This window comes from Frankia sp. QA3, from assembly GCF_000262465.1.
Lineage (GTDB): Bacteria > Actinomycetota > Actinomycetes > Frankiales > Frankiaceae > Frankia.
Genome location: NZ_CM001489.1, coordinates 1,102,767 through 1,114,935 on the forward strand (window position 1 = coordinate 1,102,767; position 12,169 = coordinate 1,114,935).

Annotated in this window: 7 protein-coding genes and 1 pseudogene; 4 read left to right on the plus strand and 4 right to left on the minus strand. The window is 71.9% G+C overall.

Annotated elements, in window-relative coordinates:
• Positions 1 to 104 precede the first annotated feature (104 nt).
• Positions 105 to 2,138, minus strand: a complete 2,034-nt coding sequence (fxsT, locus tag FRAQA3DRAFT_RS35765) for an FxSxx-COOH system tetratricopeptide repeat protein (protein WP_009737845.1) — start codon at positions 2,136 to 2,138, stop codon at positions 105 to 107.
• Between the two features lie 135 nt (positions 2,139 to 2,273).
• A complete protein-coding gene (locus tag FRAQA3DRAFT_RS38405) occupies positions 2,274 to 2,618 on the minus strand; it encodes a tetratricopeptide repeat protein (RefSeq protein ID WP_083873724.1) in 345 nt (114 codons plus the stop codon).
• 58 nt (positions 2,619 to 2,676) lie between these two features.
• On the opposite strand from FRAQA3DRAFT_RS38405, the gene FRAQA3DRAFT_RS04325 reads away from it, so the two are divergent.
• Both FRAQA3DRAFT_RS04325 and FRAQA3DRAFT_RS04330 read left to right on the plus strand, forming a co-directional pair.
• On the plus strand, positions 2,677 to 3,387 hold the full coding sequence (locus FRAQA3DRAFT_RS04325) for a MerR family transcriptional regulator (protein WP_232291910.1): 711 nt from the start codon (positions 2,677 to 2,679) through the stop codon (positions 3,385 to 3,387).
• Positions 3,388 to 3,481: 94 nt separating this feature from the next.
• Positions 3,482 to 4,480 (plus strand): threonine/serine dehydratase, encoded by a 999-nt coding sequence (locus tag FRAQA3DRAFT_RS04330; protein WP_009737847.1) that lies wholly within the window; start codon positions 3,482 to 3,484, stop codon positions 4,478 to 4,480.
• 15 nt (positions 4,481 to 4,495) lie between these two features.
• Here FRAQA3DRAFT_RS04330 and htpG read toward each other — a convergent pair whose 3' ends face one another.
• Both htpG and FRAQA3DRAFT_RS31215 read right to left on the minus strand, forming a co-directional pair.
• Positions 4,496 to 6,442 (minus strand): molecular chaperone HtpG, encoded by a 1,947-nt coding sequence (htpG, locus tag FRAQA3DRAFT_RS04335; RefSeq protein WP_009737848.1) that lies wholly within the window; start codon positions 6,440 to 6,442, stop codon positions 4,496 to 4,498.
• A 426-nt stretch (positions 6,443 to 6,868) separates the two neighbouring features.
• The gene (locus tag FRAQA3DRAFT_RS31215; protein ID WP_009737849.1) at positions 6,869 to 7,945 is read right to left on the minus strand and encodes an excalibur calcium-binding domain-containing protein; all 1,077 of its coding nucleotides are present in this window, start codon (positions 7,943 to 7,945) and stop codon (positions 6,869 to 6,871) included.
• Positions 7,946 to 8,842: 897 nt separating this feature from the next.
• Between FRAQA3DRAFT_RS31215 and FRAQA3DRAFT_RS04345 the strand changes: the two genes are divergently transcribed.
• Together FRAQA3DRAFT_RS04345 and FRAQA3DRAFT_RS04355 are read left to right on the plus strand one after the other, a co-directional pair.
• Positions 8,843 to 9,568, plus strand: coding sequence for a TetR family transcriptional regulator (locus FRAQA3DRAFT_RS04345; protein ID WP_009737850.1), 726 nt, complete (start codon positions 8,843 to 8,845; stop codon positions 9,566 to 9,568).
• A 321-nt stretch (positions 9,569 to 9,889) separates the two neighbouring features.
• Positions 9,890 to 12,078 (plus strand): annotated as a pseudogene (locus FRAQA3DRAFT_RS04355) (acyl-CoA dehydrogenase family protein).
• Positions 12,079 to 12,169 lie beyond the last annotated feature (91 nt).

Here is a 12,169-nt window from a genome sequence, read left to right on the forward strand (position 1 = left end):
GCGGCGTTCGCGCAACACGTCCCCGTGCGGCGCCACGGTGTCCTGTTTCTCGACGAAGCGCGAGAGTCCGCTAGTGCACCGAGTTGGGTGGCGTCGGGGTCTGCTTACGCGGGCTGTGTGTCGGTCCCGGTGTCGTCGGGCTGCGCTGCCTGGTCGTGGTCACGGGCGGCGCGGACTGCCGCGAGGTTGTGGCGGCTGGTGAGGGTGTCGGGGTGGTCGGGTCCGAGGATGCGTAGCCGGTCGGTGAGGGTCTGTTCGTACAGGCTGGTGGCCTGGTCGAGGCGTCCCGCCGACCAGTGGGCGTTGGCGAGGTTGTTGCGGCTGGCCAGGGTGTCGGGGTGGTCGGGTCCGAGGTCGTGGGTGTAGAGGGTGAGCGCGCGGTGGAGGTAGGGGAGAGCGGTGTCGGGTCGGCCGTGCAGGTCGAGGTAGGCGCCGGTGCGGTCGCAGAGCCAGGACACCTCCCGGCGGATCTTCTTGGTGTTCCAGGTGGTGTCGGGCTGGTTGTCCAGGACGGCACGGAGATGGGGCAGCAGGGCGCGCCAGGGTGGCCAGTGTTCGGTGTGGCCGTCGAGGTCGCCGGGGAGCGTGGCGCGCAGGAGGTGGAGGAGGGCCGTGGCGGTGGTGGCGGTGGTGGTGGGGGTCATGGTGGTGCGGATGGCGGCGGCGGTGAGCCGGTGCAGGGTGATGCCGGTGGTGTCGCGGCGGGCGAGGCCGTAGCCGACGAGTAGGCCGACGGTGTCGTTCCAGGCCAGCGGATCCCCGGCCGCCTCACGCAGCGCGGTGACGTCGAGGAGGTGGGGGTGGTCGGTGAAGAGGGTGTGGGGGATGGGCTCGGGTGCGCAGAGGGCGCACAGATCGAGCAGGGCAACGGCGGCTGGGTGGGTGGCGCGGAGCTGGGTGAGGGAGAGGTCCCACAGGTTGGCGATGGTGGTGCCGGGCCGGTCGGTGACGTGGCCGCGGGTCAGCATGTCCCCGAGGCGGGTGGCGAGGAGCTGGGCGTAGTCGGTGGGGGGTGTGGCGGTCTGGTCGAGGTAGCCGGCGGCCTGTTCCACCGCCAACGGCAGGTCCCCGAGCAGGCCGGCGATCGTTGACGCGGTGTCGGGGTCGATCCCGGGGACCCGCCGGGTGAGGAGTTCGACGGCTTCGCTGCGGGGGAGTTCGGTGACTTCGAGGCGGCTGCCGAACCCGGCCAGGTCGCGGCGGCGGGAGGTGACGAGCAGCCGGCCGAGGGCATCGGTAGGCCGGTAGGGGCCGATCACGTCGGGGTGTTCGACGTTGTCGAGGATCAACAGCCAGCGCCGCCGGTCACGGCGTAGCACGGTAAGGATCGCCGGCCAGCCGGTGCCGTCGGGCAGATCGAGGGCGAGACTGAGGGTGGTGAGGTGGTCGGGGATCGCGTCGGGGTCTTCGGCGGGGATCCACCAGACGACGTCGAAGGCGTCGGCGTGCCGGTGGGCGTATTCGATGGCGAGGGCGGTCTTTCCGATGCCGCCGAGGCCGTGCAGGGCGCAGACCGTGACCGTGCCCGCGGTGGTCATCTGCCCGTGAAGCTGATCGAGGAGTTCGGCGCGGCCGGTGAAGTGCGCCAGCCGTGGGGGGACGTTCCACACCTCTGGCGGGCCGCCGGGAAACGACGGCCGGACCTGCACCGCCCGCCGGTCAGGCGGGAACGGTGGAGCCTCGCGCGGTTTCGCCCGACCTCCGGATCGGGCGAGCGTCGCCGCGCGGAGTAGTTCCGCCCGTGCCTGTCGTTCCGGGTGGCCGAACAGGTCGGTGGACACGACGTGGGCGAGCAGGCCCGGCCGGTCGCAGTCGGCTACCCGCATCACGAGGAGCTTGCGGGCCGCCCCGGTCGGGTCCGCGGCCCACGCGGCCTGCCATTCGGCCGTGCCGTAGACCGACCGGGTGTAGCCGTCGGAGAGCACCGCGATCGTCCGGGCCGCGCGCTGGACGCCGTCGTGCATCCCGTTGACCCAGTTCGAGCCGGGGACGAAGTCCCATGCCTGGAGCAGCACCCGGTAGCCGGCTTCTTCCAACGCCCAGGCGATCCACTCAGCCCAGCCCCGGTCCGCCGCGGTGTAGGAGACGAAGAAGTCCCAGCCGTCAGCGTCGCTAGCCGATCTGCCCCCGCCGATCATTCGTCGAGTGTCCCACCGCACTCCGCATAGCGGACCATCCCGGTACGGAAAGTGACACCTGAGCTGATCGACAGGGGGTGTACTTAGGTTGACTCGACGAAGCGCGAAGGAGCGTTACTGCACCAGCGTGTCTGTTCACCGCCTGTCCCACGCTCTGCGCCATCTGGGCGATCGCTGTGGCTCTGAGGGCCGCTTTCCAAGTTGGTCCAAGGCCCACCTGAGCGCGCGGGTGGTGGCGAGGGTGTGGGGGTGGTCGGGGCCGAGGGTGGTGCGTTGGCGGGTGAGGGTGTCGTCGAGCAGGGTGCGTGCTGTGCTGTGCTCGCCAAGCTCGTTCAGGCTGACCCCGAGGGTGTGGGCGGTGCCGAGGGTTTCGGTGTGGTCGTGGCCGAGGGTGGTACGGGAGCCGATGCGCTGACGTGGAGGGGTGGGCCTGCTGTGGACCGAGCTTGTTCCTGACGTCGGGTGAGGTCCTAGGGTCAGCCGGGGTGATCAGATGCACGACCACGGCATGGACGGACGACGGTGGCGGGTGGGTGAGGTGGCTGCGGCCACTGGGGTGACGGTGCGCGCGCTCCATCACTTCGACGGCATCGGGCTGTTGCGTGCATCGGAGCGGACGCATGCCGGGCACCGCATGTACAGCGGTGAGGATCTGCGTCGGCTGTACCGGATTCTCGCGTTGCGTCAGCTCGGAATGCCGCTGGCCGACGTGTCCACTGCCCTGGACGGCGAACCGGACTCCCTTGAACAGGCCGTACGCGGCCAGCTCGACCAGGTGACGGAGGACATCCACCTCCGATTGGAGCTACGGCGCAGGCTGCGCGCCCTGCTCGACGCCTTCGCCGGTACCCGGCAGCCGTCGATCGACGAACTCATCTCGGTTATGGAGGCGATGATGCAGGCCAGTTACTTCACTCCGGCGCAGCTCGACCGGCTGCGGGAACGGCACCGGGAGGCCGGTGATGCCGGCTTCGACCGCTGGAAAGAGCGTCTCGGTGAGCTCGTCGAAGAGGTCGACGCCCATCGGGCACGGGGGACCGATCCCGCGGACGAGGCGGCGCAGCTGACCGCCCGTCACTGGCGTGTGCTCATGGACCACATGACGGGTGGCGACCCGGGCATCCTCTCCGCCATGTACGCGAAGATCGACGATCAGGGGCCAGAAGCGGCAACCACCGGGATGGTCACCACGGCCGTGTGGGAATACCTTCGGCGGGCGTTCGCGGTCGGCTTCAGCCCCGGGAACTGAGCGCTTCTCGCTCGATGGCCGACAGCAGTACGGGCATCGGGCGTCGGGCGTTCACCCAAACCGAACATCGCCGGCGGCGCTACGCTGCTGTGTCGTGCAGGGGACGCGTCTCGACACTGCTCGGATCCGGGCGGCTCGCCGGGTGATCGACCCGGTTTTTCTCGACACGCCGCTGTACCGCTGCGAGGCGCTGGAGCCCGCCCTCGGGTGCGCGGTGAGCATCAAGCTCGAAACGGCGAACCCGGTCCGCAGCTTCAAGGCCCGCGGTACCGAGGTGGTCGCGAGCCAGCTTGCCGAGCATGGCTCGCGAGCCGTGGTGTGCGCCAGCGCGGGCAACCTCGGCCAGGCCCTCGCCTGGTCCGGTCGCGGCCGGGGGCTCGACGTCACCGTCGTGGCCTCCCGCTTTGCGCCTGCGGCCAAGCTGGACCGTATCCGCGCCCTGGACGCCAGAGTGGAGCTGGTGGACGGCGACTTCGACCTGGCTCGGGAGCGGGCGGCGGCCGTCGCGCGGCACGACGGCATCCGGCTGGTCGAGGACAGCCTGGACCTCGAGACCTGCGAGGGCGCGGCGACCATCGGCCTGGAACTGGTGGATGCCACGCCGTCGTTCGACTCCGAGCCGTCATGCGACGCCGTCCTCATTGCTCTCGGCGGCGGGGCGCTGGCCACCGGGGTGGGCCATGTGGTGAAGGCCCTCGCGCCCGACGTCGAGGTGATCTGCGTCCAGCCGCTGGGCGCACCGGCGATGACCCTCTCGTGGCGCGGGCGGCGTGTCGTCACCACCGACTCGACCAACACCATCGCTGACGGCGTCGCCGGCCGGCGTCCCATCGCGGCCGTCCTGGCCGACCTCCTCCTGGTCGCGGACGACGCCGTCCTGGTCCAGGAGGCGTCGATCGTCGCCGGTATGCGGATGCTGCTCGACCACGCCGGCCTCGTCGTCGAACCGTCGGCCGCGCTCGGCATCGCGGCGATCCTCGAAGACCGTGACCGCTTCGCCGGCCGCCACGTCGTCACCATCGTGTGCGGCAGCAACGTCGACGCGGACGACTATCGCCGCCGGGTCGGTGCGGCCCCCACCCACAGGTCCTGACCCCTACGCCTCCCGCTACAGGGTGTTCGCCAGGCGGTCGGCGAGGATGCGGGTGAAGCGGGACGGGTCGGGGAGTTCGCCGCCCTCGGCCAGCAACGCCATGCCGTACAGCAGCTCGGCGGTCTCGCCGAGAACGTCGGAGTCGGCGTCCTGCTGTTCGTGGGCCTTCCGCAACCCCGACACCAGGGGATGGGTGGGATTGAGCTCCAGGATGCGCTTGGGATGCGGCACGTTCTGCCCCATGGCGCGGTACATCTTCTCCAGGGTCGGGGTGATGTCGTAGGTGTCGCCCACGAGGCAGGCCGGTGACGTCGTGAGGCGCGACGACAGGCGCACCTCCTTCACCTGCTCCTGCAGGGTCTTTGCCAGCCAGGACAGCAGCTCGGCGAAATCCTTCTGCTGCTGTTCCCGCTCGGGTTCGGCGCTCTCCTTCTCGTCCGCCGTGCCGAGATCGACCTGGCCCTTGGCGATCGAGCGCAGCGGCTTTCCGTCGAACTGCGCCACCCGCTCGACCCACACCTCGTCGACCGGGTCCGTCAGGATCAGGACTTCGTAGCCGCGGGCCTGGAACGCCTCCATGTGGGGCGACTTCTCGGCCGTCAACCGCGACTCGCCGGTCAGGTAGTAGATGTCGTCCTGGCCGTCCTTCATCCGGTCGACGTACTCCCGCAGGGTGGTCGTCTGCTCCGGGTCACGCGTCGAGGCGACGGAGATGATGTCCAGGATCGCCTCCTGGTTGTCGACGTCGTCGAGCAGCCCTTCCTTGACGACGGGGCCGAACTCCTTCCAGAAGGTCCGATAGCGCTCGGCGTCGTCGGTCTGCAACTGCCTGACGGTGGAGAGCACCTTCTTGACCAGCCGGCGGCGAACCTGCTGGATCTGACGGTCCTGCTGGAGGATCTCGCGGGAGATGTTCAGCGACAGGTCGTGCGCGTCGACGACGCCCTTGACGAAGCGCAGGTAGTTCGGCATGAGCGCCTGGCAGTCGTCCATGATGAACACGCGCTTGACGTAGAGCTGAACGCCGCGCTTGCCGTCCTGCGCGAACAGGTCGAGCGGTTTGTGGGACGGGATGAACAGCAGCGCCTCGTACTCGAAGAGCCCCTCGCCCTTCATGTGGATGATCTCGAGCGGGTCGGTCCAGTCGTGGCTGAGGTGGCGGTAGAGCTCGTGGTACTCAGCCTGGTCGACCTCGTCACGCGGGCGTGCCCACAACGCCTTCATCGAGTTGAGCGTCTGGACCTCGGTCGTGGCCTCGCCGCCGGTATCCGCGCCGGCCTCGCCTGCGCCGGCCTCGTTCGTGCGCTCGACGGCCATCCGGATCGGCCACGCGATGAAGTCGGAGTACTTCTTGACGATCTCGCGAATCTTCCATTCGGCGGTGTAGTCGAACAGGTGGTCCTCGGCGTCCTCCGGCTTGAGGTGCACGGTGACCGCGGTGCCCTGCGGCGCGTCGTCAACGTCCTCGATGACGTAGGTACCCTCGCCGCTGGACTCCCACCGCGTGCCGCCGCTCGCGCCGGCCCGCCGGGTCAGCAGCGTAACCTTGTCCGCCACCATGAACGTGGAGTAGAAGCCGACGCCGAACTGCCCGATGAGGTCCTGCGACGCGGTGGCGTCCTTCGACTCCTTCAGCTTGCGGAGCACCTCGGCCGTTCCCGACTTCGCGATGGTGCCGATGAGCTCGACGACGTCGTCCCGGGACATGCCGATGCCGTTGTCGCGCACCGTGAGAGTGCGCGTCTCCCGGTCGACCTCGATGTCGATGTGCAGGTCGGACGTGTCAGCCTGCAGTTCTTTGTTGACCAGCGACTCGAGACGAAGCTTGTCGAGGGCGTCGGACGCGTTGGAGATCAGCTCGCGCAGGAAGATGTCCTTGTCCGAGTAGATCGAATGGACCATCAACTGCAGAAGTTGACGGGCCTCGGCCTGAAATTCAAGCGTCTCGATCCGGGTGCTCACGCAGACCTCCATGCGGACACGGGCCGTTCGGGCAGGAGCAATGCGGGGTCCCGCGCGGCCGGGCAGGCACTCCTGCGGCGCGCCAACCCGCAGGCGGCACAGCGCTGCCGGCGTCCCCCATTGACGGGATCAGATATTAGCGCAGCCGGACCCGTCCTCCTCCGCCCCTTCGGAGCACGTGCGGAGGAGTCGCGGGCCGTGTCCTGATCAACGATGCCGCGTCAACGATGCCGCGTCGGGGAACCTTCGGGCGGCCCCTCAGCGGGGCAGGCGCGCGGTGACGAGATGGGCGGTCTCGCTGAAGAGGAATGCGTCGGCCGCTTCCAGAGGACTCGCGCGATCTCGCCGAGTGCCGCGGACCCCTACCGATCGCGGCAAGTGTCCGACCCGCCCCGGCGCCGGCGGAGGCGGGTCGCCGGCAGACTGTCAGCTCACGGGCACTGGGGCGGTCGTGGGAGTGGGCACCGGCGCGGTCGTGGGAGCGGGCGCCGGGGCGGTCGTGGGAGCGGGCGCCGGGGCGGACGATGGGGGCCGGGAACCCGACTCGGTGGCCGGCGACGCCTGGTTCGCGCGCGGGGCTGGGCTCGGAGCCGTGCTGGGTGGCGGCGGGATGGAGGCGGCGGGGGCGGGTGTGGTGACCGGAGTCGTGGGGGGCTCCGCCGGCGGCTGCTGCACCGACGTCGACCCCGACGCCGTGCCCGACATCGACCCCGCCGACGTCGAGGTCTGGCAGGCGATGCCGTCGTGGTCCGCGTCGAGGGCGGCCCGGTAGCCGGGGTCGCCGCGATGCAGGTTGGTGACGCCGGCGTTGCGGGCCGCCGTGCAGGTCGCGTAGTAGGTCGATCCCGATCCGGTGACCGGCGCCGGGCCGCTTGAGGTCGCCGGTACTGACGAGGCCGTCGTCGACGGCGTCGACGTGGCTTCGCAGGCGATGCCGTCGTCGTCCGCGTCGAGGCCGGCCCGGTAGCCGGGGTCGTCGCGGTCCAGGGGGGCGACGCCGGCGTTCTGGGCCGCCGTGCAGTTGTCGTAGTAGACCGACCCGGACGCCTGCGTCGGGCCGCCCGCCGCCGTGAGAGCCAGCGCATCCTCGCCGAGAGTCCCGCTGCCGGCCGTGCCGTCGCCGCCCGTGCCGCTGCTGGTCGTGCCGCTGCTGGTCGTGCCGCTGCTGGTCGTTGCGCCAAGCACGAAGCCGGTGCCGGTGCCGGACGCCTCTGCCAGAGCGGCCGAGTACGGCAGTTCCGGCCGCCCGCCGCCGGGCGATGGCGAGCCGGCGGGCGACGGCGACCCCGACGCCAACAGGGCGGACAGGGGCGTTGCCGCCGAGGCGGGCGGCGGCGTCGAGTTCGCGGCTCGGGAGGAGGCGTCGGCCAGGCTCGCGGGCTTCGACGAGCCGCCGAAGCTCCCGACCACGATGACGATGGCTACGACGGCGCCGAGCACGCCGAGTGCGATCTTGCCGCCGCGTCCCGCCAGAAGGTCGACCGCTGCTCGACGATCCGCCATGTCTGCTCCCCCGAAGTCACTGGGGCGAGACCCTAGCGGAAGGTTGCGAACCGGTCGAAACAGGTCCTTACCTGGGCGTTCGCCGTCGGGGCCCGGCCGTCAGCGGGTACCAGCACGTCGGTGGTTGGGTGGTCGTCGGGGTGATCTGCCGGGAGTCGGACCGGCGGCGGGGGAGGGGCTCCCGGCCAGCCCGGGTGGGGCCGGCCGGGACTGATGGTCAGGATGCCGAAAGGTCGAGGTGGCAGGGCGTCGGGAAGGGTCAGGGGGTCGTAGCCGCCGGGATCCTGGGAGAACGCCGGGGAACCGGGGTCGGTCACGAGGGTGTTCCCGCCGCGCCGCGGGTGCGGGCCCCGATCGCCGGGCTCGGCTGTCCGCCGGGCTCGGCTGTCCGCCGGGCTCGGCTGTCCGCCGGTACCGGCGGCGATCCGCGGTATTGAGCGGTCTTACTTCCGCCGCGTCCGGTCCATCCCCGGCGAAAGGGTGTACCCATAAGGTCTCGGAGTTTCGGATTCGGAACGCGCGGGCCAAGGCCGTCGTTTAGCGGAACGCCATTGGTGCGCGCCGGTCCGCCGGGGTCCGTCGGGGCCCGTCGGGGCCCGGCGGCGGCTTCGCGGAGGTTCCCGCCCGCGTCGTCCGCGGCTGTCGTCGAGAACGGAGTCCGCTCTCGGAGCTGTGTCGACGCCGGGTGTCCGGCCGGCGTCGACAGGGCCCGGGCGGCTGCGGGCGAGGGGGCCGCGCGGCGGCGGCGAGGACCCGGTGCCACTTGTGGACAACCCCTGCATCCGCAGGGTGCGGCGCACGTCTCACGCCATCCGGTGAACCATCCGGTAGGATGCTCGGGGTGGTCCTGGCGGGCGAGGTCGCGCCAGGTGGGTCCCGACGATGCGGAGGCGGCGCGTGCCCCCCACAGCGAACACGAACGCCAAGCGGGCCCGGTCGCGGCGCGCTCGGGGGTCGATCAACGCCGCGGGGATTCTTTCGGGGGCCTTCGAATTCTGCCGGGACACGCCCGTCGACCAGCTCAGCATGCCGCGGCTCGCGGCATTCCTCGACGTCGGCGTCACGAGCATCTACTGGTACTACAAGAGCAAGCGTGAGCTCCTCGACGCGATGACCGAGGAGGCGCTCGCCGCCTTTTACGAGAGCATGCCACCGTTGCGCGCCGGCGGCTGGGAGGACATGCTCCGCGGGTTCTTCGACGACTGCTACGCCGCGCTCGCCGCCGACGACCTGACCTGCGATCTGATTGCCCGGCGCATCGGTGGCGCCACCCGCCAGGAGGCGGTCGCGGCCTGGCCGCGGGCCGCGGAACTGCTCGACGAGCTGCGCGGCGCCGGCTTCCCCCCGTCGCTGGCCTGGCACGCCTTCGTCACGCTGGCCACCTACACCCGGGGATTCCTCCTCGCCGAGCGGCCGGTCGAGGTCGCGGCCCCACCCGTCACCGCCCGGCGGCCCGCCGTCGCCGCGGCCGCGCCGGCACCCTCGGCATCCGCGGCGTCGGGGCCGGAACCGTCGCGGCCGGCCGCCGGTCCGCCGGAGGAGTTCGCGTTCGGCATCACCAACATCATTCTCGGTCTGCGGAGCCTGCTGCCCCAGGAGGCGCACGACCGCGAGGTCGCCTGACCCCAGCCCGCGCCGCACCGGCCGGGTCCGTCCGCGCCAGCCGTCGGCCGGTATCGATAGCCGTCGGCCGGTATCGATCGACTCGTGGCATGGCTCACGGTTAGCGTGACTGGTGTCGATCCGGGTGCCCGCATCCGGCCGCCCAGGTCGAGTCGACTCCCTGTGGATGGTCGGTGTGCCGGTGCGGTCCGCCGGTCCGCGCGCCGGGACTTCTGGACGGAGCCTGTTCGAAAGGCTTACGGTTAGGTTTACAAATCATGGTCGGTGGGACGGTCGGGCCGCTCGGCGGTGCGGCGGCGGAGCCCGCTGGAAGGAGACACGATGGCCCTGGCGATCAGCGACGACCACAAGGCCCTCGCCGAGGTGGTTCGCACCTTCGCCGACGCGAACGACCTGCGCGCGGCAGCCCGGCGGGCGCTCGACGGCGGTCCCGGCGCCGTCGGTCCCGGTGCCGTCGGTCCCGGTGCCGTCGGTCCGCAGTGGAAGCAGATCGCCGACCTCGGCTGGCTCGGCCTGCACCTGCCCGAGGAGCACGGCGGCTCCGGCTTCGGCCTGGCGGAGCTCGCGATCGTCGCCGAGGGCCTGGGCGCCCGCGCCGCCGCCGGCCCGCTGCTGCCCACCGTCGTCGCCTCCGCCGTCGTGGCCGCCGTCGGCTCGCCGCAACAGCAGGCGGAGCTGCTCCCCGGGCTCGCCGACGGTTCCGTCATCGCCTCGTTCTCGGCCGTGGGTGCGGTCACCGCGGACGCCGCGGGTGCGCTGCACGGCGAGGCGCCCGCGGCGCTCGGCGCGGTGTGGGCCGGCATCCACCTGGTCCCGGTGGGTGACGATCTCGCGGTCGTCGCCGCGGACGCCGCGGGTCTGACGCTGCGCCCGACGAGCGCGCTCGACCCGTCGCTCGGGCTCGCCGGCCTCAGCCTGTCCGCCGCCGCGGCGCACCCCGCCGGCCTGCTGCGCGGTGGCCGGCCGCGGCCGTGCGCATCCTGCGGGTGGTCGCGGCCGCCGAGGCGGTCGGCGGCGCCCGGGCGACCCTCGACATGGCGCTGGACTACGCCAAGGTCCGCGAGCAGTTCGGCCGCATCATCGGCGGGTTCCAGGCCGTCAAGCACCACCTGGCCAACATGCTCGTCGCCACCGAGCTCGCCACCGCCGCGACCTGGGACGCCGCCCGGGTCGCGGCCGGCGGCGCCGAGGCCGAGCTCGCCGCGGCCGTCGCCGCCGCGGTGGCGCTGTCGTCCTACCAGCACAACGCCCGGATGAACATCCAGCTCCATGGCGGCATCGGCTTCACCTGGGAGCACGACGCCCACCTGTACCTGCGCCGCGCGGCGACGCTGGCCGCGCTTGCCGGCCCGATCGAGGGCGCCGAGGACGACGTCTACACGCTGACCCGCGACGGCGCCCGGCGTGCGTTCGCCGTGGAGCTGCCGCCCGAGGCCGAGGGGTACCGCCGCGAGGCCCGGGAGTTCGTCGAGCGCTACCACGCCGCCGCCGAGGCCGACCGCCGGGAGCTGCTCGTCGCCAGCGGCTACCTGGTGCCGCACTGGACGAAGCCGTGGGGCCGCGAGGCGTCCGCCGCCGAGCAGCTCGTCATCGAGGAGGAGTTCACCGGCGTCGAGGTGCCGAACCTCGGCATCGGCGGCTGGGTGCTGCTCACCCTCACCCAGCAGGGCTCCGCCGAGCAGATCGAGCGCTGGGTACTGCCCAGCCTGCGCGGCGAGCTGCGCTGGTGCCAGCTGTTCAGCGAGCCGAACGCCGGGTCCGACGCCGCCGCCGTGCAGACGCGCGCCGAGCGGGTCGAGGGCGGCTGGAAGATCAACGGGCAGAAGGTCTGGACGTCGGACGCGCAGAACTGCAACCGCGGCCTGGCCACCGTGCGCACCGACCCGACGGCGCCCAAGCACAAGGGCATCACGGCGGTGGCGGTCGACCTGACCGCGCCCGGCGTCGAGGTCCGGCCGCTGCGGGAGATCACCGGCGACGCGCTGTTCAACGAGGTCTTCTTCGACGACGTCTTCGTCCCGGACGCCGACGTCGTCGGTGAGATCAACGCCGGCTGGCTCGTGGCCCGCGCGACGCTGGGCAACGAGCGGGTGACGATCGGCGCCGGCAGTGGCGCCGACGAGGGGAGCACCGCCGTCGGCCTCGTCGACCTGCACGCCCGCTACGCCGCCGGGGATGGCGAGCTCGCCCGCCGCGTCGGCCGGTTGGTCGCCGTCGAGGTCGCCATGGGGCTGATCAACCTGCGCCAGGTCGAGCGCGCGGTCGCCGGCAGCGAGCCGTCGCCCGAGGGCAACGTCAGCAAGCTGCTGTCCGCCGAGCACGCCCAGCACGTCACCGAGCTCGGCATGAGCATCGTCGGCGCCGCCGGGGTGACCGGCGAGGAGACCGACCTCGCCTACCGCTACCTGTTCGCCCGGGCGCTCACCATCGCCGGCGGCACCTCCGAGGTCGGCCGCAACGTCATCGCCGAGCGGATCCTGGGCCTGCCCCGGGAACCCAACATGCGCTGAGGCCCGCCCATCCCTTCCCGCCGCCACCGCCGCGGCGCCGCCCCCGTGCCCGGGCGCCGCGGCCGGCGGCGCGTCGAGGCCGGCGGCGCGT